Annotated in this window: 21 protein-coding genes and 1 pseudogene; 7 read left to right on the forward strand and 15 right to left on the reverse strand. The window is 43.3% G+C overall.

The window, feature by feature from the left end; all coding sequences use genetic code 11:
- The first annotated feature begins 150 nt into the window (after positions 1–150).
- Complete coding sequence (locus C8N29_RS09625) at positions 151–972, forward strand: MBL fold metallo-hydrolase (protein ID WP_107865845.1); 822 nt, start codon at positions 151–153, stop codon at positions 970–972.
- A 30-nt stretch (positions 973–1,002) separates the two neighbouring features.
- Here C8N29_RS09625 and C8N29_RS09630 read toward each other — a convergent pair whose 3' ends face one another.
- Both C8N29_RS09630 and C8N29_RS09635 read right to left on the reverse strand, forming a co-directional pair.
- The gene (locus C8N29_RS09630) at positions 1,003–1,782 is read right to left on the reverse strand and encodes a lysophospholipid acyltransferase family protein (protein WP_170106949.1); all 780 of its coding nucleotides are present in this window, start codon (positions 1,780–1,782) and stop codon (positions 1,003–1,005) included.
- A 127-nt stretch (positions 1,783–1,909) separates the two neighbouring features.
- Positions 1,910–2,704, reverse strand: a complete 795-nt coding sequence (locus tag C8N29_RS09635; protein ID WP_107865847.1) for a GNAT family N-acetyltransferase — start codon at positions 2,702–2,704, stop codon at positions 1,910–1,912.
- Between the two features lie 208 nt (positions 2,705–2,912).
- Here C8N29_RS09635 and C8N29_RS09640 point away from each other — a divergent pair, with 208 nt between their 5' ends.
- On the forward strand, positions 2,913–4,358 hold the full coding sequence (locus C8N29_RS09640) for a sensor domain-containing diguanylate cyclase (protein ID WP_107865848.1): 1,446 nt from the start codon (positions 2,913–2,915) through the stop codon (positions 4,356–4,358).
- A gap of 43 nt (positions 4,359–4,401) precedes the next feature.
- Here C8N29_RS09640 and uvrB read toward each other — a convergent pair whose 3' ends face one another.
- Positions 4,402–6,429, reverse strand: a complete 2,028-nt coding sequence (gene uvrB, locus C8N29_RS09645) for an excinuclease ABC subunit UvrB (protein ID WP_107865849.1) — start codon at positions 6,427–6,429, stop codon at positions 4,402–4,404.
- Between the two features lie 259 nt (positions 6,430–6,688).
- Here uvrB and C8N29_RS09650 point away from each other — a divergent pair, with 259 nt between their 5' ends.
- The 3 genes from C8N29_RS09650 to C8N29_RS09660 all read left to right on the forward strand — a co-directional run bounded on the left by C8N29_RS09650 (position 6,689) and on the right by C8N29_RS09660 (position 9,854).
- The gene (locus C8N29_RS09650) at positions 6,689–7,873 is read left to right on the forward strand and encodes a pyridoxal phosphate-dependent aminotransferase (protein ID WP_107865850.1); all 1,185 of its coding nucleotides are present in this window, start codon (positions 6,689–6,691) and stop codon (positions 7,871–7,873) included.
- Between the two features lie 102 nt (positions 7,874–7,975).
- Positions 7,976–8,371 carry an acyl-CoA thioesterase gene (locus tag C8N29_RS09655; protein ID WP_107865851.1) on the forward strand — a complete coding sequence of 132 codons (396 nt, stop codon included), beginning with the start codon at positions 7,976–7,978 and terminating at the stop codon, positions 8,369–8,371.
- A 70-nt stretch (positions 8,372–8,441) separates the two neighbouring features.
- Positions 8,442–9,854, forward strand: a complete 1,413-nt coding sequence (locus C8N29_RS09660; protein WP_146164449.1) for a hypothetical protein — start codon at positions 8,442–8,444, stop codon at positions 9,852–9,854.
- Positions 9,855–9,859: 5 nt separating this feature from the next.
- Here C8N29_RS09660 and C8N29_RS09665 read toward each other — a convergent pair whose 3' ends face one another.
- The 3 genes and pseudogenes from C8N29_RS09665 to C8N29_RS17375 all read right to left on the reverse strand — a co-directional run bounded on the left by C8N29_RS09665 (position 9,860) and on the right by C8N29_RS17375 (position 14,093).
- On the reverse strand, positions 9,860–10,477 hold the full coding sequence (locus C8N29_RS09665) for a tetratricopeptide repeat protein (protein WP_239987038.1): 618 nt from the start codon (positions 10,475–10,477) through the stop codon (positions 9,860–9,862).
- A gap of 117 nt (positions 10,478–10,594) precedes the next feature.
- Positions 10,595–12,928, reverse strand: coding sequence for a penicillin-binding protein 1B (mrcB, locus tag C8N29_RS09670; RefSeq protein WP_107865853.1), 2,334 nt, complete (start codon positions 12,926–12,928; stop codon positions 10,595–10,597).
- A gap of 173 nt (positions 12,929–13,101) precedes the next feature.
- Positions 13,102–14,093: pseudogene (locus C8N29_RS17375) on the reverse strand (lipase family alpha/beta hydrolase).
- Between the two features lie 461 nt (positions 14,094–14,554).
- On the opposite strand from C8N29_RS17375, the gene C8N29_RS09680 reads away from it, so the two are divergent.
- A complete protein-coding gene (locus C8N29_RS09680) occupies positions 14,555–15,223 on the forward strand; it encodes a TetR/AcrR family transcriptional regulator (RefSeq protein ID WP_107865854.1) in 669 nt (222 codons plus the stop codon).
- Here the strand turns inward: C8N29_RS09680 and C8N29_RS09685 are convergent.
- From C8N29_RS09685 to C8N29_RS09705, 5 genes are all read right to left on the reverse strand, one after another.
- Entirely contained in the window at positions 15,213–15,569 is a 357-nt protein-coding gene (locus C8N29_RS09685) for a carboxypeptidase-like regulatory domain-containing protein (protein ID WP_107865855.1), read from the reverse strand. The genes C8N29_RS09680 and C8N29_RS09685 overlap by 11 nt on opposite strands.
- Before the next feature lie 200 nt (positions 15,570–15,769).
- Positions 15,770–16,849: an SDR family oxidoreductase gene (locus C8N29_RS09690; RefSeq protein WP_107865856.1), complete on the reverse strand. Its 1,080-nt coding sequence runs from the start codon at positions 16,847–16,849 to the stop codon at positions 15,770–15,772.
- A 259-nt stretch (positions 16,850–17,108) separates the two neighbouring features.
- Positions 17,109–18,203, reverse strand: coding sequence for a flavin reductase family protein (locus C8N29_RS09695; protein ID WP_170106950.1), 1,095 nt, complete (start codon positions 18,201–18,203; stop codon positions 17,109–17,111).
- Positions 18,196–19,353, reverse strand: coding sequence for a fatty acid desaturase family protein (locus tag C8N29_RS09700; protein WP_107865858.1), 1,158 nt, complete (start codon positions 19,351–19,353; stop codon positions 18,196–18,198). The genes C8N29_RS09695 and C8N29_RS09700 overlap by 8 nt, the downstream gene beginning before the upstream one ends.
- A gap of 224 nt (positions 19,354–19,577) precedes the next feature.
- Positions 19,578–20,372, reverse strand: coding sequence for an SDR family oxidoreductase (locus C8N29_RS09705; protein WP_107865859.1), 795 nt, complete (start codon positions 20,370–20,372; stop codon positions 19,578–19,580).
- A 434-nt stretch (positions 20,373–20,806) separates the two neighbouring features.
- Between C8N29_RS09705 and C8N29_RS09710 the strand changes: the two genes are divergently transcribed.
- The gene (locus C8N29_RS09710; protein WP_107865860.1) at positions 20,807–23,608 is read left to right on the forward strand and encodes a PAS domain-containing hybrid sensor histidine kinase/response regulator; all 2,802 of its coding nucleotides are present in this window, start codon (positions 20,807–20,809) and stop codon (positions 23,606–23,608) included.
- Positions 23,609–23,651: 43 nt separating this feature from the next.
- On the opposite strand, the gene C8N29_RS09715 is transcribed toward C8N29_RS09710, so the two are convergent.
- The 4 genes from C8N29_RS09715 to pyrF all read right to left on the reverse strand — a co-directional run bounded on the left by C8N29_RS09715 (position 23,652) and on the right by pyrF (position 26,862).
- The gene (locus C8N29_RS09715) at positions 23,652–24,104 is read right to left on the reverse strand and encodes an ATP-binding protein (protein ID WP_107865861.1); all 453 of its coding nucleotides are present in this window, start codon (positions 24,102–24,104) and stop codon (positions 23,652–23,654) included.
- Positions 24,105–24,115: 11 nt separating this feature from the next.
- On the reverse strand, positions 24,116–24,454 hold the full coding sequence (locus tag C8N29_RS09720; protein WP_107865862.1) for an STAS domain-containing protein: 339 nt from the start codon (positions 24,452–24,454) through the stop codon (positions 24,116–24,118).
- 214 nt (positions 24,455–24,668) lie between these two features.
- Entirely contained in the window at positions 24,669–25,883 is a 1,215-nt protein-coding gene (locus C8N29_RS09725) for a PP2C family protein-serine/threonine phosphatase (RefSeq protein ID WP_170106951.1), read from the reverse strand.
- 277 nt (positions 25,884–26,160) lie between these two features.
- Complete coding sequence (pyrF, locus tag C8N29_RS09730; protein ID WP_107865864.1) at positions 26,161–26,862, reverse strand: orotidine-5'-phosphate decarboxylase; 702 nt, start codon at positions 26,860–26,862, stop codon at positions 26,161–26,163.
- Between the last annotated feature and the right edge of the window lie 52 nt (positions 26,863–26,914).

The raw sequence follows: 26,914 nt of genomic DNA on the forward strand, positions 1-26,914 counted from the left end.
CTAATTATTTAATCGTCAGACAGCTTAGCAAACTCACGATAATTTTATTTAATTATTGTTATAAATCAGTATTTTACAGTATTTACTTAATGTAAAAACCAAAAATAGCTGTATGTAGTCCATAGCAAATTATTTCTTGAGGTACAACAAATGGCTCTAAAAATTCATCACCTTAACTGTGGCACGATGTGTCCACATGGTGCACCACTCATCAATGGTCATGGCAAAATAACCGACCATGGCCATATGGTTTGTCATTGTTTACTCATTGAAACTAAAGAGGGTTTGGTTTTAGTCGATACGGGTTTAGGCATACAAGATGTACGTTATCCACAACAACGCTTAGGTCATGCTTTTATGGCGGCTGTTCGTCCTGTGGCAGATTATCGCGAAACTGCTTTTATACAAATCAAAGAGTTAGGCTTTAATCCTCAGGATGTACGTCATATTTTAGTCACGCATCTCGACTTAGACCATGCAGGGGGCTTGCCCGATTTTCCACAAGCCAAAGTCCACGTTTTTGCACCTGAATTTAGAGCAGCCATGAATCCTAACTGGCGTGAAAAACTCCGCTATATGCCACATCAATGGTCACATGGCGTGAATTGGGTCACTTATGAAACCGAAGGCGAAACATGGCATGGCTTTGACAGTATTCGAGCTATTCCCGACTTAGAAGATGAAATTCTACTCGTCCCTTTAGTCGGTCATACGCGCGGTCACAGTGGCATTGCCGTTAATACCCATCAGGGTTGGTTATTACATTGTGGCGATGCTTACTTCCATCATAATCAAATGAAAGCAGAACCGAGTTGCCCTATTGGCTTAGAGATATTTCAACGCAGTTTAGCCATGGACAATAAAGCACGTGCACATAATCTGTCGCGTTTACAACAACTTGCCCAAAATACTCAAGGTGAAATCCAACTTTTTAGTGCCCATGATTCCTTAGAATACGCGCGCTATCAATAATATAGGTTGCGGGGCGAGTTTAAGCTCGCCTCAAAGGTCTATGCCTGCTTGTAAATGTTGTAGGGCTGTTGTCATCATTTGGCGTAAATCACGGGCTAAGGTACGCTCATCGCGGCCATTGATACTGACTCTAGGCAAAATTAAAAGCTCTACTTGAATCTTTTTTTCTTTCAACACCTTGAGTAAATGGTCTGCAAAGGCATCATCGCCGATGAAGGGTGCAACAGGATGCAAGCTGCCAGTTTCATCACGATAACATAAAACAACAGGTTGAATATCAGTGCCTGTCACACATGCCGCTTTGAATAACTTATGAAAGAATCGTTTTAACTCTTTGCCATCCGTTGTCGTACCCTCTGGAAAAAATAAAACGGAGCGCCCTGCTTGCAAATGAGCGGCCATCTGTTCAGAAACAGAATTTGAGTCGCCAGAACCCCGTTTTATATACAGCGTACCGCCTGCTTTGGCTAAACGACCAATGACTGGCCATGTTTGTACTTCGGCTTTCGATAAAAAATGGACGGGAAAATGCGCACCTATGACAGGAATGTCTAACCAAGAAATATGATTACTGACCCACAAGGCAGGACGGGGGTCAGGTTTACCATGTACCGTTATGTCTATCCCCAAAACCTGACAAAATCGTTTATGCCAAAATTTCACCACAGGTTGCTGAAAGCGTTGATGTGGAAAAAATAAAGCCCCAGATGCTGTGCCTAACGCAAAACCTTCACCGATATGCAGCCCTAAACGCGCCAAGCGAGTCATTTGACGCCATGTTTGGTCTAGCATGAAACGTGTATGTGCCATAAATTCTCTCAAATGATACCAGTGGGCATACCTTAACAGGCTTGCTGATTTGAGCTTAATCCAACACATTTGTGAAGCAGAAAACGCATACACTTGTACAAATAGACAGCAATCATCGGTTATACGTTTATGCAGTCTTCAAAAAACGCTGTGCATAACGGCCTGCCAAGGTAGCAACATCTAAGACAATAAACATATCCGCACAATTAAAGTCTAAATCTAAACAAGCCTCACCACCAATTTTGGCATTCATACGTAAATAGGCTTTTAATAAGGGCGGTAAGCTGACTTTGGTTTCTAAGACAGCTAATTTAGGGATGGGCATCGCTCGCTTGGGCACAACACGTAATTCAGGGTCAATAAAATTTTCTTCATCTAAACTGGCCATAATGGCATGAAAACGCTGACCATTTTCATCTAAGGAAATAGACGCACAACCTATCAAATAGGAAAACTCTTCTGCCAGCAAATAGTCCGCTAAAGCCGACCATAAGACCGTAATTGCCGCACCAGAACGATAATCAGGGTGAACACAGGTTCGGCCAATCTCCAATACCCGCCCCTGTAATTTAGGCAGCAAGTTATTCAAGTCAAACTCTTGAGCCGAATAATATCCGCCTGCTAATTTGGCCTGTTTATCGCTCAGTAAACGTGTGGTAGCAATAATTTTACCCGTTGTCGTATCGTAAACATTCAAATGTTGGCAATAATTATCAAAATCATCCACATCTAAACCCTGTGCATGATGAAATTGTACGCCATACTCTGCACTAAAGGTTTCTGCCCGTAATTTCTGCGCGGCCTTAATAGCGCGTTGGCTATGCGCAAACTGCGCGATGAATTTGGGTTGTTTAGTTGGTGTCTGTTGTCTACGCTGTATGATAGCGGGTGTAGACAAGGAGATGTCACTGCAAGTGTTCATAAACGCACCTATTGTTCTTTCTTGCGATTAGTGTGCAAAAAACAGGTGTCGAATAAATGACCATCACATGACATTTTAGCGACAAAGTGTAGGACAACATCTATTTTTAGGTCTAAGATTATTTGCAGAATACGTAAAGATATTCAAATTAAAGCCTTAATAAATATGAAACTTTTGGATATCCCATCAAAATCTAAGGACTGACCGTATGAGCGACCACCATTTAGAAAATTTTCAAACTTGGGCGGTGATTGCAGTGTTACAAGGCACGCCCTTAGAAGAAGTCGCCATCAAAGCCCGTGTTTCAGAAGAGACACTCAAACATTGGTTAAAAGCACTGACCGAAGAAGCTCAACATCATTTGGCGGCTGATAATCTGGCCTTAGAACTGCCTGTACGCGACCTTGCTCATGCCCTAGATAACATTGGCGCTTATGTGTTTATTAAAGACCTTAACGGTTGTTATACCTATGCCAATCGTCTTGTGCGTGAACTATTTTCTAAAAACTTGATTGATATTATCGGTCATACCGACCACGATTTTTTTTCTCAAGATACGGTGAATGACATTGAACAACACGACCAACAGGTGTTACGAGAAGGGATAACCATTCGCGCTGAAGAACATTTACGCCCCGTAGATGGCCACGAATTACGAATTTATTGGACGGTGAAGATTCCGTTATTTGATGAAAGTGGTCATATTCGTGGTTTATGTGGCATTTCAACCGATATCACTGAACGTAAGCAGATGGAGCAAGCGCTGCGTGATAATCAAGCCTTATTATCAACCGTACTCGATAATATCGGTGCATGTGTATATATGAAAGCGCCTGATGGCCGTTATTTGTATGCCAATGCCGCAATGGCCGCCTTATTAAACAGGCGTCCAGAACAGTTAATTGGTCGTGTGGATAGCGACTTATTTCCACAAAACACGGCTGACCATTTTGCCAAACTCGACCAACTAGCCTTTACAAGTCAGCAAAAAGTTGCAGGCATGGAAACTTTTCAGCTACATCACCATGAACCACTCTATTATTGGTCGGTGAAAGTGCCACTGCAACGCGACAACGGTGATATGTATGCCCTACTTGGCATGTCTACTGACATCACCGAACGCAAACGCTTAGAAGATGAATTATTACGACTGGCAACAACGGACGAATTAACCCACCTTTATAATCGTCGTCATTTCTTAACTCTCTCTGAGCAAACACTGAACCGTAGTCGACGCTATCACGAGCCGCTGGCCTTGCTGATGTGTGATATTGATTTTTTTAAGCATATCAATGATACCTTTGGCCATGCTATGGGCGACCTTGTTTTACAACAAGTGGCGGAAATTATTAAAAATACATTACGTGATACAGACATTGCGGGTCGTATTGGTGGTGAAGAATTTGCTATTTTGTTAGTACAAACCCGTATGGAGCATGCTCAAGAGGTGGCCGAACGACTCAAAACAAACATTGCTAATAGTGAAATTTACCTTGACGATGGTCACAAAGTTCCATTAACCATTAGTATAGGCGTAGCAACACCTGTCTACCCGATGGAAACTTTGGCTACTTTACTACAACATGCTGACCAAGCCTTATATGCCGCTAAACGACTAGGACGTAATAGAGTGCATTTAGCGACAGAAGTTTAGTCGCTTTCACTCAGGCTAACGTGACGTATCAATCCTTATTGCGTTATGTGTTTTGGATGAGCAACTGCTCTTTTAATTTCATCATCTCATCGCGTAACTTAGCTGCTTGCTCAAATTGCAATTCACGGGCTTTGGTCAGCATTTGTTGCTCTAACTCCTTAATACGCTTCACTAACATTTTAGGGTCACTCATCACATATTCCGCCTGAGATTCAGCCACTTTATCGGCTTTTGCATCATTCGCCGCTTGTTTAGCCGCTTGTCCACCATAAATCTCTAGAATGTCTATAATCGGTTTAGAGACACTACGGGGAGTAATACCGTGCTGTTCATTAAAGGCAATTTGCTTTTGTCGACGACGTTCTGTTTCTGTAATGGCACGCTGCATAGAGCCTGTCATCACATCTGCATATAGAATTGCCTTGCCATTGACATGACGGGCAGCACGACCGATGGTTTGAATTAAAGAACGTTCAGAACGTAAAAAGCCTTCTTTATCAGCATCTAAAATGGCAACCAAAGACACTTCGGGCATGTCTAAGCCCTCACGTAATAAATTGATTCCCACTAAGACATCAAATACACCCAAACGTAAATCGCGGATAATCTCAACGCGCTCGACGGTATCAATGTCAGAATGCAAATAACGGACTTTAATTTTATATTCTGCTAAATAGTTGGTTAAATCTTCTGCCATTTTTTTGGTTAACGTGGTCACTAATACCCGCTCTTTTAGGGCTAAGCGGAGATTTATTTCAGATAACAAATCATCGACTTGCGTAAAGGCAGGACGGACTTCAATCACAGGGTCAACCAACCCTGTCGGACGCACGACTTGCTCAATGGGTGTGGGCGAGTGTTGGAGTTCATATTGCGCAGGCGTAGCCGAGACAAAAATCGTTTGTGGGCTAATTTTTTCCCATTCTTCAAACTTCATGGGACGATTATCTAAGGCCGATGGTAACCTAAAGCCATAGTTGACTAAGTTTTCTTTACGCGCTCTATCGCCCTTATACATCGCACCAATTTGCGGTACGCTGACATGGGACTCATCAATCACCAATAAGGCATCGGCAGGCACATAATCAAATAAAGTGGGTGGCGCTTCGCCTTCTTTACGGCCTGATAAATGACGCGAATAATTTTCTATCCCATTGCAATACCCGAGCTGTTGCAGCATTTCTAAATCATATTGGGTACGTTCTTTTAAGCGCTGTGCTTCTAATAATTTATTTTCACTGATAAACCACGCTAAACGTGGCTCCAACTCGGCTCTAATCGTCTCAATCGCTTTATCAATTTGCTCTTTAGGCGTGACATAATGTGTTTTAGGATAAATGGTCACGCGTGCGATTTTGCCCAATAATGCCCCCGTTAAAGGGTCAAAATAATGAATGCCTTCTACTTCATCATCAAATAAACTAATCCGTATGGCTTCATCGTCTGACTCGGCAGGAAATACATCAATGATTTCGCCACGTACACGATATGTCCCGCGACTAAATTCCATATCATTCCGCTGATATTGCATTTCTGCTAAACGACGCAAAATAGCCCGTTGGTCAATGCGTTCCCCACGGCTAATATGCAATAACATTTTTAGATAAGCATCTGGGTCACCTAAACCGTAAATGGCCGAGACACTACAAATAATGATGGCATCGCGTCTTTCCAGTAAGGCTTTAGTGGCCGAAAGACGCATTTGGTCTATATGTTCGTTAATGGCAGAGTCTTTTTCGATATAGGTATCGGACGATGGGACATAGGCTTCAGGCTGATAATAGTCGTAAAAGGAGACAAAATACTCAACTGCATTGTGCGGAAAAAACGCCTTAAATTCACTATATAGCTGTGCAGCTAAGGTTTTATTGTGCGCCATAATGATGGTGGGGCGTTGCAACTTAGCAATCACATTGGCAATGGTAAAGGTTTTACCAGAGCCTGTTACGCCTAATAACAACTGGTGTTGCTGACCTTGTTGAATGCTATCGCACAGTGCTTGTATTGCTGTCGGCTGGTCGCCTGCAGGTTGAAAGTCAGTTTGTAATTGAAAAGCCTGTTTAGATTGCATTTTAGGTCTCTTATCTACCGATATTTTGCGGTATTATCTACGCCCATTAACGACTTAGACAGCCTACAAAGTCGATACTGTGAGCATTGAGTTGAAAGTTGCTCTGTGCAGGCGGTCATAGCCTAACAGAAAGTGTAACCAATCACGCCATGCCTGTCGTGGTTTAGCAAGTCATCATTAACTCATTAAGCGACACTATACGTCGTTGATAACATTGTTTAAGTTTTTGTGCCGACCATTTAATCAAGAGGTTAACTCCGTGGAACTACGCTTATCTGACCGTGTACTCAGCATCAAACCCTCCCCAACCCTAGCGGTCACTAACCGTGCGGCTGAATTAAAAGCTGCAGGTAAGGATATTATTGGTTTAGGTGCTGGCGAACCAGACTTTGATACGCCAGAACATATCAAGGCGGCTGCTATTAAAGCCATTCAAGAAGGTTTTACCAAATACACGGCCGTTGATGGCACTGCTGGTCTTAAAAAAGCAATTATCGCCAAGTTCAAACGCGATAATGGTTTAGACTACCAAGCCAATCAAATCTTAGTATCTTGTGGCGGCAAACAAAGTTTCTTTAACTTGGCTTTAGCCTTTTTGAATAAAGGCGATGAAGTGATTATTCCTGCGCCTTATTGGGTCTCTTATCCTGATATGGTATTGATTGCTGATGCCACACCTGTATGTATTGAATGTCCTCAATCGCAAAACTACAAAATCACTCCTGCACAATTAGAAGCGGCGATTACGCCTAAAACCAAATTATTAGTCTTAAATTCGCCATCAAACCCCACAGGTATGGTCTACTCTAAAGACGAATTATTGGCCATCGCCGACGTGCTACGCAAACATCCACACGTTTGGGTTGCCACCGACGATATGTATGAGCATATCATTTGGACAAAAGAGCCCTTTGTTAATATCGTCACTGTTGCACCTGACTTATATGACCGTGCATTGGTATTAAATGGTGTCTCTAAAGCCTATGCCATGACGGGCTGGCGTATTGGTTATGCCGCAGGCCCTGCTAAGGTGATTGGTGCCATGAAAAACGTGCAATCACAATCTACATCCAACCCGACCTCTGTATCACAGGTTGCTGCACAAGCAGCATTAGACGGTGACCAAGACGTCTTAAAACCGATGGTTGCTGCGTTCAAAGAGCGCCATGATTATGTGGTCAGTGCCTTAAATCAAATTGCAGGCGTGTCTTGTTCACCTGCGGATGGGGCATTTTATGCATTTGCTAATGTCGAAGGTGCGATTGCTAAAATGGGCTTAAAAAATGATTTAGAGTTTTCTGAAGTCTTATTAAACACCGTTGGCGTCGCCGTTGTACCTGGTTCTGCCTTTGGTTTGGATGGTCACATGCGTATTTCCTACGCAACGAGTCTAAAAGTACTGGAAGATGCGATTGGCCGCATCAAAAAGGCGATTGAAGGCTAAGTAAAGCAATATAAAAAAGGGCTAACATAGCCCTTTTTTATTTTAAGGCCTTACAGCACACATGATATTTGAATGTGAACCACATATATTCGGAATGCTACTATGTTTATCTCTTCTTTTTCACCACGCTTTTATGAAACGGATGCTTTTGGCCACGTCAATAATACCGTGGTGACAGGTTGGTTTGAAACCGCACGCGAACCTATTTTTAGGATTTTTACGCCTGAAATGGACATTAAAGCCTTGAGTATGATTTTGGCGCGTGTTGAAGTCGACTACGTGGCGCAGATTTATTATGGCCAAGAAGTGACTGTACATACTGGAATTGAAAAAATAGCTAATTCATCCTTTGTGGTTTGGCATGAGGCTTTTCAAAATGATAAGCTCGTGGCAAAAGGCAAAGCCGTACAAGTCCATTTTGACTTTAAGTTACAAAAATCTAGTCCATTACCTGACCATTTAAGAGCCGCTTTAGCACAACACCTACGCACCGAATGATAAGCGACTACATAATTACTCCATACTATAGATAGATACTTATTAATGCTGTGTACAAGGGCTTCTCGTCATGAGCCGATTGATAAGTATCATCCTATCGTGTTTTTCTCTCAGCAGTGCAACCGCACTGTCCACAGCCGCTATTCTATCAACCGCCACCCTTACTGAGCCGATTATCACCGTCACTACACAGGGATTCGCGACACTATCAACACAAACAATGCTCAATCATCAGCCTTTTTTTCAAGCCGTAGGAAATGGCAGACATTGCGGCTCTTGTCACCAAGAAAACCAAGGTTGGACTGTCACACCAACCGCACTACAAGCGCGTTTTCGTGAGAGTCAAGGTTTAGACCCCATATTTCGTTTAGTAGATGGTGCAAACTCACCTCACCAACGTGTTAATACGCTTGCACAACGTCAACTAGCTTACAGTATGCTTCTTAACTATGGAGTGATTCGGATTGCTAAGCCGATGCCACTTGCGGCTGATTTTAGCTTGGTTAAGGTGGATGACCCTTATGGTTATGCTAACGAAAAAGATTTGTCTGTATTTAGACGGCCATTACCCAGTACTAATGTCGCTTTTCTCAGTACCGTGATGTGGGATGGGCGTGAAACACAACATACAAAAAAATACGGAAATTGCCCTCTCGATGTTCAGTCAAGACCTTGTTATGCCAGCCTAACAACCAGCTTATTACATCAAGCCCATAGTGCCATTCAGGGACACAGTGAATTTCACCTCGGGCTAAATAGCATGAATTTACAACGCATCGTCCGTTTTGAAATGCAACATTTTAGCGCCCAAGAATATGACGGAGAGGCAGGCAAACTGAGTGTCAATGGCGCGTTTGGTGGCGTAAAAGCCCTCAGCACCCTGCGTACATACTTTGGGATGAATGATTTTTTTGCAGGGGACTATCGAACTAAAGCAAAATTTAATCCGCAAGTTTTTACCCTCTATCAAGCATGGCTACCCCGTTCAACATCCCACACAGTTAATGCCAAACAAGCGGCTATTGCACGGGGCGAAGTTTTGTTTAATCATCGCCCTATCGTGATTACGGGCGTGACTGGCTTTAATGACCAACGCCAACAACGACGAATCGTAGCGACTTGCTCAAGCTGCCATAGTGCGCCTAATATTGGTAATACCACCGTGCCACATTTTATGAATATTGGTACAGCAGATGGCGAGTTACGTCATCTTGACCAACCGCTATATACCTTTAAGCATAATCAGACTGGACAGATAGTTCGTACCACTGACGCAGGCTTAGCCTTGTTAACAGGTAAATGGCAGGATATAGGGAAATTCAAGGTCCCGATTTTACGCGGTTTAGCGGCTCGCGCTCCGTATTTTCACCATGGCCAAGCCGCTAATCTTCAAGCGGTTATTGATTTTTATAATCGCCGTTTTCAGATACATTTTAGCGCTCAAGAAAAGGCAGATTTAATCGCCTTTTTAGGCGCACTATAAGTCACTTATCCTCTATCGCCTAAGCCTTCTAATTGCTGTACTTTATCGCGTGCCGTATTAGCCGTATCCGTTTTTCCTTGACGGTCAGCCGCATTGGCAATAATACGCCATAACGCCGCTTGCTGTACGGTACTTTGAGCATAAGGTATGGCTTTACGCGCGAGTTGCTCTGCTTCGGCGGCACGCCCTTGTTGTAAACGGACTTCGGCCAAACGTTGATACACAACAGCAGATTGTGGGGCTAAACGCTGAGCACGTTCCAAACTGGTGGCCGCATCTTCGGGCTTACCTTGACGCAAACTGTCACTGGCACTCGCTAATAAATTTTGTACGGCTGGCATATCACGGCCATCAGCTAATTTTTTAGTCGGTTGAACCACCACAGTCGGCATGGGTTTAATCATGGTAGGAATTTCAGAGGCCTTGAGTCCATCATAATTAGCACTGGGCATTGCCGCACGAATTTCTTTAGGTTTTTCGGCGGTCGCCACGGCTGGTGTTTCTTTGATAACTTGGACGGGTTTTACAATGGGTTTCGCTTGGCGGGATAAACTGTAATCCGGCATTTGTTGACAGCCCACTAATAGCATTGAACAACAGACACTTGTCATCACAATACGCATTTACTACTCCTTAGGTATAGGGCGGTTATACAATTAGCACGACGCTTGTATTGTCCTTTATTAACTGAGGACTGGGCAACACACCACGATGAGATACCATGCTTAAGCGTGAAGCCCTTAGCGAAAAATATCTAAAATTTTATTCACCGTGCCATTAACAACATTGTTGATAGGGTCGTTTTCGACATCCTGCCCTTCAGCACACGCTGTTTTTTCTACAGGAATCGTATTGACTAAATAAGGGACATAAATCGCACCCACACAATTTTCAGCGCTGAGCTGGCCAGTCGTTTTATCGACCCATTGCCATTGTACATTATCAGGTTGTACCGCTTGCAAAGAAACAGGCTTGAGTTTAGTCATTAAATCTATCCAAATCGGCAAAGCGCCTGTTGCGCCTGATAGACCAATCGCTTTGTTATCGTCATTTCCCAACCAAACTACGGCTAAATAATTGCCTGTATAGCCTGCAAACCATGCGTCACGTGCATCATTGGTTGTGCCTGTTTTACCTGCCATCACTAAATCTTTTGGTAAACGTTGATATGCCGCCGCTGCTGTTCCCATTCGCATCGTTTGCTGCATGGCATAATTAGTTAAATATAATGCCGAGGGGTCATAGACTTGTTTTACTTCTAAGCCGTAGCGTGTCAGACGTTTATCTTCAGCATCCACCACTTCACGAATGGCACGGGGTGAAGTTTGAAACCCATTCGCAGCAAAGGGCTGATATAAACGTAATACCTCCATGGGTGATAAATTAGCCGTCCCCAATAAAATAGAAGGATAATGGGGTAAATCTTGCGTTACGCCTAAGGCTTTTAAGGTATCAATGACTTCGGATAAGCCAACAGTCATGCCTAAACGAATGGTCGCTTGATTGTAAGAATATGCTAAGGCTTCGTATAACGGCACAATCCCGTGATTTTGATGGTCATAATTTTCAGGTGCCCATACATCACCGCTTTTGCTGGTCACGGTCACAGGACTATCATCTATCGGCGATAATAACGAATATTGCCCCGATGCCAAAGCCGCTAAATAAATAGCGGGCTTAAACAAAGACCCGACTTGGCGCGAAGCATCTAAGGCACGATTAAAGCCTGTAAATGTCCCATAACCTCCTACCACAGCGAGTAGCTCGCCGCTTTCTGGATTCGCCACCACGACAGCACCTTGTAATGCCGCTAAACGCCGATTCGCACCGCGTAATCTGCCTACTTGCTGGTTAAAGGCTTGTTGGCTAGCATTTTGTACACGCGGGTCAAGGGTGGTAAAAATTCGAAGTCCCGCAGAGCTTAAATCCTCTTCTTTATATTCCTGTTTTAGCTGACGACGTACCACATCTAAAAAGGCAGGATACACACTCAAACCCGCCGTTGGCGCACGCAAGATGCCTAAGGGTTTATTTTTGGCTTTGCTATATTGGGCTTCGTTAATGTGTCCATCTTTTAATAAATTAGACAACACCACATTCCGACGCTCTAAGGCGCGTTCAGGATTACGCCACGGATTATAAAATGAAGGCCCTTTGACCAAACCGACTAATAGAGCCACTTGATGTAACGACAATTCACTGATAGGTTGACCAAAATAGAACTGTGCCGCCAAACCAAACCCATTAATAGACCGATTACCATTTTGACCTAAATTGACTTCGTTAAGGTAGGTTTCTAAAATTTCAGGCTTATCGTAATGCCATTCTAATAATAAGGCCATTAAGGCTTCGTTCACCTTACGTTTTAAGGAACGCTCATCGGTTAAATAAAAATTTTTGACCAATTGTTGGGTCAGCGTACTACCGCCTTGGCGTAATTCACCACTACTAACATTGACAAAAATGGCGCGTAATGTACCGCGAATAGAGACACCGTAATGTTGATAAAAGTTTTTATCTTCAGTGGCTAATAAAGCCTGCTCTAAATATTTTGGCGCGTCTTTAAGTTGCATTAACACGCGGTCTTCATTTTGTTTCGGGTAAATCCCGCCAACCACTAACGGCTCTAAACGAACTATCCCTTTTTCATTTTCTTGTGTGCTGGCTAAATCAACCAGTGTATTACCGTCAAAACGTAGCTTCAAAACTTGTGAACGCTCTGTGCCATCACTAAACACAAAACCGCGTGTATGAATATATAAGTCACCGTTTTTTTCGCTATACACACCCGGTGCTTCATAATTGGCTTGCGCACGATAATGTAACAAAGCTAATTCGGCGGTGACATCTTGTTTGCTTAGTGGCGCACCACTGTATAACTCTAAGGGACGACTAAACACTTTTGCAGGAATCGCCCAACGTTTGCCCTCAAATTTTTCTCGTACTAAACTATCCAACGATAAGGCATACACACCCAGACCCACCGCAGCAAGCAGACTAAGCATTACACATAAAACGAGAATCGTTAGAATAAATCCTTGTTCAGGTTTTTGGGGAGGATTTTTACGCATCATAACTTGTTACAAGTTTGCAAAGTTGCGGCCATTGTAACGCGAGTTCAACGAGAGTGCGATGTGCTTTTGTGAACAGTTGATGAAGTCGACACCACTTTTGTCGTTTGATTGTCTGAACCGAATAAAAAAGCCACACGGAGGTGGCTTTTTGGCTAAAACACGGTTTGAGTCACTTATAAACCGATATTTTTGAGGCGATTCGCTTGTTGACGATACACCGATACTGGATTTGTTTCTAACAAGCTAACTAAGCCAAATAGTTGATTTACTTCATCTAAATGATTCATAAAATAGTTATCACGGATAACTTGACCTAAATGACTCGAACAGCGACCCACCAAACCGTCATTTCCTTCAGGAATGACCACACCCGTTAACGCCAAAGCAGGGTCAACTAAATCTAAAGGGTTGGTCAAATGCCCTACACCACTCCATGAATAATAACGTACACCATTGACAGTGTAAGCGCCTTCGCCACATGCCGTTGTGGGGATACCTTGGGGGTATTTAGCATTAAATGCGGTTGCGCCTTTTGTGGTTAAGGAATCTAAACCTGCTAAGGCATCTTGGCGATAGGCTTCACCTGAAAATAAATCTACAAACGTAAAAAACCCATTGATAACACCCGAAATGACAGGTGCAGCAATCGGCCCTAAACCTGGAATGTTTGTTGCCCCTTTAATCACATCGGCGACAGGAGAACTTTATTAGGCCCGCCAACCCCTGTTGCAGAGGCCACTTTGCTAGGAATAGCAGCGGCGACATAACGAATAGATTGATTACCGTGACTATGGCCGATTAAATTGACTTTAGCAGCACCACTAATCGCAACAATATCCTGTACTTGCTTTAATAATTGCTCACCACGCACTTCGGATGACTGAAATGAAGCTACTTGTGTGACGTACACCGAAGAGCCACCTGCCACCAAGTCTTTAGGAATACCATACCAATAGTCTGCTGGGCCAATCTTAGAAAAGCCCGCCATGCCGTGTGCAAACACTAAAGGATATTTTGTTTTGGTGTAACTTGAGGTCACACTGATATTACCTGTTGTACGACAGCCTGTTGATACTGAACATAACTGATAAGAAGCGGCATGCGCTGTCACTGCTCCGAATAATACGGTTGCAGCAATGGCATTTTTGGCAAAAAAGTTTTTCATGTGTGGTCTCCACTTATTGTTATCAGCCCATACATACCCTGTTATAAAAGCCCACATCGCCCTTGTAGATGTGTGATTTGACCGTATGCACTGGGTGTTGTTTTTATGAATTAATGCTGTTTTTTTCAGCAATTATTCATCTGTGGGCGGATGCTAAAGAGATTCTTTTTTTTGTGCAATAGGTCATAATTTGTCAAACAACTGTCGTTTTTTGACAATAATCACGCTAAATGCTTATATCTCAAGCATTTATATTAACTTTTGTGTTAATTTAATTTGCGTGAAAATTTACTTTTTATTACAAATTGGCGACAAATGGTCATTCAAAAGATATGAAAAGGCTTGTCAAAAAAAGAAAATACCGATGTGACAATTGTCACTTTTTCACTCGATAGTAGACATTTTGAGTGATACCTTTTTGTAGACTGTGTCGTATCACGATTGGATTAGGATAGCGATTTATGACTGTTGATGGCTCTGTTACTCCTCCTCTACGTAGTCGCGGACGTCCCCCAAAAACAGACGCTGACCAAGAACAACTCAAAGAAAAAATTGCTCAAGCCACCTTAGCCGCTTTTGGCGAGCAGGGTTATCGTGAATTAAAAGTTGAGCATGTTCTAGAAAAAGCAAATATTTCTCGTCCTACGTTTTATAAATATTTTCGCCACCTTGAAGAACCCTTACAAATTGCAGCACTAAAATTACATCAAGATTTATATCATCGTATTGAGGTCGCGTTTGAACAAGCCAGTGATCCTATTTGGGGAGCTATGTTAGCGTGTGATGCCTATGTTGACTGGGGAAAAAGTCTTGGTCGTTTAGTAGAGGCGTTGTATGCAGAATTTTATGAACGCTCTTCGCCGATTGCCAAATACCGACAACAAGTCATTCAGGCCTTACAAGGTCTGATTACACAAGCCGTGATTCAGTCAGGACGCCCCAGACCGTCGGAGACAACATTGGGTTTATTTATTACAGGCGTTGAGTTTTTAGCTTTTCAGTTTTTATTAGAATCCGACCGTAGTGACCAGACTTATGCGCAGACACGCATGGCTATCTTAAAATTATTGCTGTGCTGTTTTGGAACAGAACAAGATATCCCTTTGTTAATACCCTTACTTAAGGCATAGTCTCGGTATGGTTATCGTGAGTATCGTCATTTGGCCATAACGCGGCATTAAAAACACGGCCTTTTTTTGGAGTAATGGTAACTTCCATTTGCCTAAACGACTGATAACCCTGCGCATGCACATCGACATTATAAACACCCGCTTTTTTAACGGTTATTTGATACACGCCCTGACTATCTGTTTGAGCCGTTGCAATGGTTTGTAACTGCATGTCTAAAATGTTAACTGTCGCCCCTATAATTTTGGCTTGCGTCAGTTGGTTAGTGACTTCTCCTTTTAATACGTCGGCTTGCGCCAATACCGTCACCAAACTCAAGCAACACACTAAAGATAATTTGGCTAACATAGGGAATACTCCGTTTATGGCACTATTGAGGGTTGGCGTTTATCTAAATCGACGAATGACGCCGCGTATTCTCAAAAATACCAGATTGACACCTCTATTTGAGATAAGCGTAGGCCGTGAACAACACCGTCTTAAACGTCTCATTTTCAACAGAGCGTCTTTCACAACCGCACGCAAAACCTCCATCACCCCTAAACGTATCAGCGTTTCTTCTTTAATAAACCATCATCAATCACTTGTTGAAAATGCTCAATAAATGTTTCTTCAACAGGACGATATTGTACGCCCAAAATATCGCGGCTACGGCGATTGTCAAACTTTAAGGGTAAGCCCACATTACGTTTCACAAAATCACGGGTAATCGGCCCCATTAGAGGACCAAATGCCCAAACCAAAAAGGTAGGCGCTTCCATACGGGGAAATGGGTATTGGCTACCGTATTTATGACGTAATATCTTCCCAATTTTTAGCATGGTTAATTCTGTGGCATTTAAGATAAAACGCCCTTTTGCCGCAGGATTAAATGCCGCCAATAAATGCGCACTCGCGACTTCACGCACATCCACGACACCAATCGTTAATTTGGGTACGCCTGTGCGTAAACGGCCATCCCCCATTTGTACCAGCGTATCAATACTGGCCGATTGACTGCCTGAGGTTAAGGAAGGCCCATACACCATCGCAGGATTAATGGTGACTAAATCCCAACGGCTTTGCTCTTTTTGCAGTTTCCATGCCTCACGCTCGGCCACCGCTTTAGAATATTGATAGGGATTATGGTCAACGCTACTGGTTGTGTTCCAATGCTCCTCGGTAAACACACCGCTAGGGACAGCCAAAATATCTTCATTGTCGCCGTAAATCGCGGCAACACTGCTGGTTAATACCACACGATGTACCGTCGGACATTGATTCACTGCATTTAAGACATTACGCGTGCCTTCTAAAGCAGGACGTACAAGCGCTTCATTTGCATCGCTAAAGCCTTCTAAAACAAAGGGTGACGCAGTGTGCATGACAATGCCGCATCCCTGCATAGCCTCATTAAAACTGCCTTCTGCCAATAAATCTGCTTTGAATAACTTGAGTGTTCCTTTGGCTTGCTCAGCGATTTTGAGCAAATGCCCGACACTGCTTTGTTTAGCAGGGTCACGTACCGTAGCATGCACCGTGTATCCTGCTTCTAATAAATACTTAATAATCCAACTAGCAATATAACCAGAACCGCCCGTTACTAAAATGGGGGTCATCGTTGATTCGGGGAGAGTGGGCGTTGTCATCATACTATCCTTCTGTAAACGAGGATTTAAACTGGACATAAACATGTGAATATATCAGCGATAAGTGCATAAGTTCTACTCGGTGGTAGCAAAATGACTTAAGCACATCATCGGCCTACACGGACAATACTAGAGAGCCACTAGACTGACAAGAAACTTCCGTAAAATAGATAACTGCGAGCCGATTAATGTCTGAGTCGGCGAACATATTGAATGATTTTTATAGGTGACGGAGGGTGTGCCCCCTCCGTCTTGACGCTCAAGCATCTAATACGACGTGCGCCGAATCAGGATAGGACGTACACAGGTAGACGGCTTTGCCCAATTGGTTACCGCTCACCTTACCTTCTTTGAGGGTGAGCTTACAACTACCACACATCCCCCGCTCACAGCCTGACTCTACTAACACACCGTACTTATGAGCTAAGGCTAATAGCGTTTGTCCTTGGTCTTCTGGACTCAAGCTAATACGTTGGTGTAAATGCTTAAAGTCCACAATCGGCTGGCATTGGCTAAAGTCGAATTGCTCACCCAAATTAGGAGCCGCAAAATTAAAACGCTCACAGTGTAAGCGTGTCATATCATAACCATACATTTGTAATAAGGTGATGATATTGTCCATAAAGCCTGCTGGGCCACACAAATAAATATCACGTTGTCTAAAATCAGGATACAACTGAAGTAGATTATCTGCCGTCAATAGATGGTCACTGCCTGTTTGTTGGCTTAAGGCCACATGCACTTGTACACCTTGAGCACGCCATTGTTGTAACGATTGACGATAAATCACATCTTTAGTCTGTGAAAATTGTGCGTATAACGCAATGTCTACCTTAGCACGAGTGTCCGCCAACAGCGATTGAATGATGGAGTAACACGGGGTAATGCCAGAGCCTGCACTGATAAATAAAATTTTCTCTTGTTGCTGATAACAAAACTGCCCTTGCGCAGCTTCAAGCCTTAGCTCCATACCCACCGTCAACTGTTCGTGTAACCATGTTGATACACGCCCTCCTGCGTGCTGTTTGACCGTAATCGTAAAACAGCCGTTCTCTAAGGGTGAAAGGCTATAGGCGCGTTGATAGGCAACTCCATCAATGAGCACCTTTAGCTGAATATATTGTCCCGCTTGCATCCCCTGCCAACGCTGATTGGGCATAAGCGTCATTGTTTTGACTTGGTCGGCTTCTTCAGTTATGGCGATGACCTGCGCCTTCAACTCATAGGTCCAAATAAAATCGTTCAATCGACGATTAAGGACTGTCATGGTATTACTCGCAATATAATCGACCCAATCGTGTCCAACCGTTTGCATTAACCAACGATTCGTGTGCTGACGTAAATGATTAAGCATCTTGTGCTGCTCCTTTACGCGATGGAAAGGAGTATTTCCACAAGACCGACACATAATTTTTAATGGCGCGAGACCAGCTCGGATTACACTTATAGGGAATATCGTATTTAGCACAGACCGCTTTTACTTCTTTGGCCATGTCTGGATAACGATGCGAGGGAATATCTGGGAACAAATGGTGCTCAATCTGATAATTCAAATGCCCCCACAAAATACTCATCACACGATTACCCTTAAAATTGACGGACGAGTCTAACTGAGTTAAATACCAATGCCCTTTATGTTTAACGGCTTCTTCGGGTTGTAACGGCTCGGTTAAATGGGTGGCTTGAATGGTGAGTGCAATCCAATAATTGTTAATAGTATCGGCCAATAAATTACCTGCAAATACTTTTAAGCCCGAAAAACCCGTCACTTGTGCCATGACGGGAAATGCCGCAAATTCTTTAGCCCACACACGCCATACCGAACGCTGTCTACGCTTTAAGCGCTCTTGTGCATCCCACGGGTGTTGGTCAACTACAGCATAACCCTTATTACCGTCAGCAAAATTTTGTTGCCGATAATCTTGGGTAAAGCCTAAATTTTGGGCATTAAAGTGATACAACATCGTCGGATAGACAATGCCTAAATACAGTGGGACTTGATACAAATTAGACTTGTGCCAAGGCGTTAGGTCGTTAGTACGTAAAACCCCGTGATTTAGGTCAGGGTCTTTCTCAAAAACATTGGTATGCACATGATGCATGGCATTATGCTCACGTCGCCAACCTTCTTCATCAATAGGCGCTTTCCACTTAAAGTTATGGGCATGAAACTCTGGAATTTCAGGAAAATAGTCATATTGACCATGAAGTACGTTATGACCTATTTCAATGGCTTCTAAATTGCGGTGAAGCCATAAAAAAAAGACACCCGAGCCAAAACTAATCGGGCCACTGCTGAGCCATAACAATCCACGACCTGCCACTTCAAATACGCGTGATTTACGGCGTAAACCGACAATATAATCAATATCTTTTTGGCCGAGTTGGGCGCGATATTTATTTTTTATTGCGTCAAACTCCTGCTCAATTTGGTCGTAAAACGCTTGTTTTTGAGTTTGCGTGTAATGCGTACTACGGGAGGTAGAAATGGCGGCTTCTGACATATAAATCTTATACTCACGTCGGGGAATAAACGATATCTCATCTGTAGAAAGCCTAAAGCATGATTATGCGCCAGCGTTACAGACTCGCGGTGGCGCATGATACCAAAAGGATGCATTCTATTGAAGATTAAGCCTCAAATAAGCTGTGTGTGTCTCTTGTTTATTTAGTCTCTTTTTTATGAATAACTGTCAAAATACACCGACATGCCAAACATCCCTATTCCCTATACTACCTTGACTTTGCGCATTAACCACTGACGTAACTCAGGAGAGGCGCGGTCAATATAAACAGCCAATTTTTCTTTAAGCCCACCAATGACAATATGCTCCTCGCCGCGTGCCAACGCAGCCACTGCTAACTGCGCAAAAGTCTGTGGCGACATGGCGGCATTTTGTGCATCATCCATTTTGTTTTGTGTAGAACCATCGCCTACTAACGCGGCAATACTGATATTGGTTTTTACAAAACCAGGATAAATGACACTGACATACACCCCGTGGTCATACACTTCAGCACGCAGAGCGTCATAAAATGCCCTCAGTGCATGTTTAGCGGCGGCATAGGTGGAGCGCATCGGCGTGGCGACTAAACCCGCGATGCTGGACACGGCGACTAAACGGCCACGTTTACGTGCCAACATCAAGGGTAAAACAGCTTTAGTCAGTGCCACAGGGCCAAAATAATCTACTTCCATCAGCTCTCGGTCTACCGCTAAACACGTATCTTTCACTAAAGAGCGCTGACTGACCCCCGCATTATTAATCAGTAAATCAATCGTCCCCATTGCTTGCTCTACTGCTTTGACCAAATCAGGAAAGCGGTCTATGTCTTTCATATCCATTGCTAACACATAATGTTGCTCAGGTCGTTGGCAATTCGCACGTACACGCTCTAAGGCATCCGCACGACGTGCCGACAACACAAGGCGCGCACCTTGTTGGGCAAATTCATAAGCTAAGGCCTCTCCAATGCCACTGGAAGCGCCCGTAATCCATACCACACGTCGATGAAAAGCCATTCTAAACTCCTAATTTAATGACATAGCGTTAGGGTCTGTTAACATTTTGATTGTGGTTGCGAAAGAGACTATTTTTAGAGGATACAAGGCGTGAATCGCGTGATTTGGTTATTCCAAATAAGCGATGAGCAACGAGGTAGCCTCAAAAAATAGTTCTTTCCCTTTGGGTTGCGTAAAAAATTGACTCATTCTATGTTACAAAACTTGCCAATAGAACAACTATTCGCTGCGTTTTGTGCCTTGCCTGAGTCTATTTTTATTAGCAACGCAGCTCACACGAAAAACGTCAACAGCCCCTATTGTTATCACACACTTAAAGACTCAGGACGTATAGCCCTCTGTTTGTACGGTGCAGTTTTACCACGAAGCTGATAACATGAGTGACTTATAATTGCCCCATAACCCTACTCAGGCCTAAACTGCTTGGACGTATAATGATTGACAGTAATTTACTCAAACAACAACTGCATCATTTTTTTCAAGTGAATGATTCTGCACAGTATGCAGAGTTTATCAAGAATCTCGCGACCGATGCGGCCAATCCTACACTGTCTAGTACTAGCCAAAGTCTGCTACAACAATTTCAGGCGTTCTTATCCACCGTCGACCAATCTTATCTACAATCCACACGTGATTTAGAAGGTCACAGCCGTAGTCTGGCTCTCCGCTCTCAAGAACTACAAGCCACTAATTTACAGCTCACCCAAGAAGTCGAAAATCAACGCCTAGCCATGCGTTCATTAAATGCTGTCGCGAATACGTTGTCTAAACGTATGCACGTTGTTTATCAAAATAACGATGATGCCAATCTCAGCTCAGTCACTCAACTCCTGACAGACCTAGTCGAGTCACACGAGCAAATCAGTGAAATTTTACATGCCTCCGAAGAACGTTTTCAGCTTGCCGTTGCAACAACTGGAATTGGTTTATGGGACTGGAGTTTAACTACAGGCTCGGTTTATTACAGTGAGCAATGGTGCTCTTTATTGGGCTATCAGCGAACAGACATTACGCCTGACCTCGACTCATGGAATCGTTTAGTTCATCCTGCCGATATGCAGCGTTTTGAACAAGGTCTTTTTGCCATGTTATATGGCAGTGCCTCAGTATTTGATATCGAAGTGCGTATGTGCCACCGTCAAGGACACTACATTTGGATGCAAGTACATGGCCAAATGATTAGCAGTGCCAGTGGTGACTATGAGCGTGGTATCGGTACCATGATGGACATCACGACGCGTAAAGCAGCTGAAGAAGCCTTTGTCAAAGCCAAAGAAGCGGCCGAGGCCAATAGTCGTGCCAAGAGTGATTTTTTGGCTAATGTCAGCCATGAAATTCGCACTCCCATGAATGGCATTATTGGCATGACTAAACTGTGCTTAGATACCCCACTCAATCAAGAGCAGCGCGAGTATTTGGATATGGTGCAGTCTTCGGCGATGGCACTGCTTACCCTGATTAATGACATCTTGGACTTTTCTAAAATAGAAGCAGGTAAAATTCTACTCGACCCGCGCTCATTCAAATTACGCGCCTTGATTCGTGAGGTGTTACGCCCATTTTCCTTACGCGCCCAAGAAAAAGGTCTAGCACTCATCGCCGAAATTGATGAACAAATTCCGCCCTATTTAGTCTGTGATGATGTACGTTTACGACAAGTTTTAGTGAACTTAATTGGGAATGCGCTCAAATTTACCGAACAGGGTGAAGTCAAACTCAACATCACATGCCAAGCCATCGATAAAGAGCAAGCTCAATTAACCGTGAGTGTCAGTGATACAGGCATTGGTATCGAAGCACACATGTTACATAAAATCTTTGATTCGTTTTCGCAAGCTGACTCCTCAATTACCCGCCGTTATGGCGGAACAGGCTTAGGTTTAGCGATTTCTAGCAATTTAGTCTCGCTGATGGGTGGCCGACTGCACGTTGAAAGTACGCCATATCAGGGTAGCCGTTTTTATTTTAATTTGACGATGCCCATTGGTGAAGACATCGCCGAAGTCACGATTAACCCACAGCTTTTAAGTGATGTGCCTATTTTAATTGTTGACCAAGACCCCACTAATCGTCGCTTTTTGCATGATTTACTCCATAGCTCTGGCATGCAACCGCTAGTAGCACACGACTTACGCAGTGCTAAAATCAAATTAGTCGACCAAGCGCTTGAAGGCACACCCTGCCACATGGTCTTACTAGATGCCGATATGTATGACCAAGATGTGCTTAGCTTTAGTCGTGACATCAGCCAAGATGCTAAATTAGGCAAACCTGCTATTATTTTATTGAGCACGATTGAACACGAACAACCCAAAAATCTTGCCCTCTTAGGGATTAAAGACCTGATTACCAAACCCATTGATAGCAATAAATTGCTCAATTGCCTGTTGGATTGTTTAGGCAATCAGCCCATTGCTCCACATATCCTTCCCTTTAGCGCTCCGTTTTCTACTGTAGACTCAACCATGAATCGTTCTCTTGATATTTTATTAGCAGAAGACAACACGATAAACCAGCGTTTAGCCATGCGGTTATTAGACAAATTAGGCCATAAAGTCACCTTAGCTAAAGATGGCTTAGAGGCGTATGAAGCCGCAATTAAGCATACATATGATGTCATTTTGATGGATATTCAAATGCCCGTCATGGGTGGTATTGCCGCAACCGAAAAAATTCGTGCATGGAATCACACACATCAACAGGCTCATCAACGCATTATTGCCATGACAGCACACGCTATGCAGGGTGACCGTGAACGCTTTATGGACAGTGGTTTAGATGGTTATGTCAGTAAACCCATCAGTGAAGAAGAACTATGTGCTGAAATCAGTCGCGTGTTTGAGTTATTCCCTTTAGCGGATAGTTCCACGACACAATCCAGCCCAGCTCCGTGTTTTGACTATCAAAAGGCACTCGCGCACATGGGTGGTGACCCCAGTTTTGTGGTTGAATTAGCGGAAATTTTTGTACGTGAAAGCCCAGAGCGTATGACCGACTTACAACGCGCGATTGGCTGCGCTGACTATGAACAAATTTATTTAGTTGCGCATAAACTCAAAGGCGAAGCCGCAAATTTTGGCCGCCCCTTAGTTGAAGACTTAGCAGAACAGTTGAGCTTTGCAGGCAAACAAGCCGATATGGTAAAAATTTTATCGTTATTTCAACAACTATCCGACGCTGTACCTGCGTTAATTGCAGACTTCAACTATCGGGTTTTATCTACGGTATCCTCGTGATAGCTCAGGCAATCATCAACCCTGCCTGAGCCTTGCGAATTGATTAAATAACCACTTGATTTTCTATAAATTTGACCAAGCGCAGCGTATTTCTATTTTCCAAGGTTTGATATTCAACACTGTCCATAACTGCTTTAATCAGCGACAACCCCATACTGGAGGTAGGCCATGTGTTCATGTCTTCTATTGCATAATCAAACACTTTACCATCGGCTTGTGCTAAAGCCTCCGTCGGAATTGCCAAGCCTTGGTCACAAACATCAATTTGTAAAAAATCACTGTAACAGGTAAAAACCACCTCGATTTCAGCGTCTGGTTTATCAGTCAGACCATATTTAACAATATTCGTCACTGCCTCAACCACAGCCAATTCGACTTCGGTACCCGTCATGACACTTAAGCCTGTCTCATGCGCAATCATACGGGCGACATTCCCTAACATACCAATATTGGCCAACTTGGCTTCAATACTTAGTTTGATACGACTCTTTGGCATCGTATCCCCCCTTAATGCATAGAGGTTAGACGAGCAATCGCACTCGCTGGGTTAGCTTCGACCGCTAATATTTTATCGGTACGTGTGAGACGTAAAACGTTTAATACCGTGTCATTGACATGACATAGTGCCAAGTACTGGCTACCACCCAACATTTTCATCATCGCCACAATGGTACCTAATCCCGAACTATCCATAAACTCTATATTAGCAAAATCTAATACGATACGTTGGTGCCCTTGTTGAATTAAGGACATCATCTGCGCTTTCAATTCAATCGCAAATGCGGCATCAATCCGCTTATTTTGCGGTTTAATCACCATGACCCCTTGTTGCTCGTTCATACTCATATAGTTAACCCATTCAGCTAGCGCATGCAAATTCTATAGTAGCACATATCGTTTATATCTCCTTGTTGATATATAACGTAAAATCTGGTTTATTCACGATGGTACTATCGACTTATCTTTAGAGTCATACCGCAAATACGCTATAAGCACCTTGGTGTTTTGCGACTAAAATCTGACGATTAAACCAATATCGCTTGCGGCCTATCTTGATTATTTAGCTCATGCTAATCACTAACATAGAAATATCATCATATAAGCCCTTCTGTGGATGATGTCCCCATGCATATAACTCTTGTTGCAAATCGACTAAACATTGTCCTACATCGTGATGATGATGTTTAGACAAAAAATTTAATAAATTAGATTCCCCATAAATTTGTTGTTCGCCATTCTCACACTCGACAATACCGTCTGTATATAAGTACAAACGCGAATTGGGGCTGAGCTGAAAAGGCGTATTATCATATTGAGTATCTGGCATAAAACCCACAGGCAAGCTGCCTGTTTCAATCATATCAATATAACCATCGCCACGAATAATGACAGGAAAAGGATGGCCAGCCCGCGTCAGTACCCCTTCACCCGTGGTCGTATTGACAAAACCATAGACCATCGTAAAGTAAATATTATGCGGTTCAGACATCTGAAATTGTTGATTTAATTCAGCAACAACGTGTGCAGGCGGGGTCAGATAATAATAAGGGGGTGTTGACATACGCTTTTTAAGCAAGCCATTCGTACTGCCATGACTTAAAATGCGACTCAAAGAGACCGATAACATCGCTGACTTAACACCGTGTCCTGCGACATCAACACTATAAAAACCAATATGATGCTCGTCTAACATAAAAAAGCTGAGCATATCACCCGATACATATTGTGAGGGCTGAAAGAACCATTGGCACTGACAACGCGCCTGTTTAAGGGTATGTTGCGGCAACAATGACTGTTGGACTTGTGCAGCCGCCTTTAAGTCATTCTCAATACGGGCATAGGCATCTAATAAATGGCGATTTTTATCTGCCAAGGTTTCTTGTAAACGGAGTACACGCTCGCCTGCTCGCATGCGCACTCTCAATTCAGCGTGATTGATGGGTTTGGTTAAAAAGTCATCCGCTCCCGCTTCCATACCCAGCACCAAGTCATCCTCGCTAACGCGTGAAGTGAGCAAAATAAAATAAATATAATGGGGTAAAGCTGAGTCGCGTAGTTTACGGCATAACTGCTCACCGTTCAGACCAGGCATTTCCCAGTCACTGATGACCATATCTATTTTTTGTGTATTCAAAATAGCCAATGCTTGGCTGCCATCTTCTGCTTCAACAATATGGTAGTTATCCCATGACTGTAGATGTCGTGCTAATAACCGTCTATAACTGGTTGAATCATCAACAATTAAAATATTTAGCTGATTTGTGTCTAACATCATCAAACATTCCATACGCGATTAAATGGTATACCCGCATTAATTCGTCACCATCATCACAGACCAGAAATACTTTAGGACGGCATCTATCACGCAAGCATTGGGCACAGACGGTTATCGTGTCCACGTTGAAGAGTCAGGTCTAATCAAGGATAGAAGCCCCAAATTGTGTGAGGGGCTTTAGAAGATACCTTGCTAAGGATAACGTTGGCATTTATCTCACGATATTAATACCAAAGGTTTTTTGATTATACGTCGAAGTCACCAGAAAGGTGTGCCACTAAGCGACAGATTGTGGCAATTTACAGATAATCTCTCGTAATGCGACAACGGGGTCAGGTGCTTGCGTAATTGGACGACCAATCACCATATAATCCACCCCTGCATTAATCGCCTGATTAGGCGTCATAATGCGTTTCTGGTCATTGGCTTGGCTACCTTCTGGACGAATACCTGGGGTGACTAAGGCAAAGGGATGCGCATGTTGCTGGCGTAATAAACTGGCTTCTTGCGCCGAACAAACCACGCCATCTAAACCACAGTCGTGGGTTAATCGTGCTAAACGCTGTACTTGGTCTATGGGTTCAATATCTAAACCAATATCGGCTAAGTCAGCTCGCTCAGAACTCGTCAATACCGTGACAGCAATCAACAAGGTTGAATACCCATGTTGCAATAAACGCTGTTTGGCGCTTGTCATCATGTGTCGCCCACCACTGGCATGGACATTCACCATCCAAACCCCCAAATCGGCTGCTGCTTGCACCGCAGATGCTACCGTATTGGGAATATCATGAAATTTTAAGTCTAAAAACACGTCAAAGCCGCGTGCTTGTATCGCTTTAACAATCTGTGGCCCCTCATAGGTAAATAATTCTTTACCGACTTTCAGACGACATAAGGCAGGGTCTAAACGGTCAACCATGGCCAATGCGTGATGCGCATTCGCATAATCTAAAGCAACAATAATAGGTGAGGACATAATCTTTGAATGGCAAGAATGGAGAGCCGTTAGTATACACAAAAGCAAACGG

The sequence above is a fragment of the Agitococcus lubricus genome, from assembly GCF_003051055.1.
Taxonomy (GTDB): Bacteria; Pseudomonadota; Gammaproteobacteria; order Pseudomonadales; family Moraxellaceae; genus Agitococcus; species Agitococcus lubricus.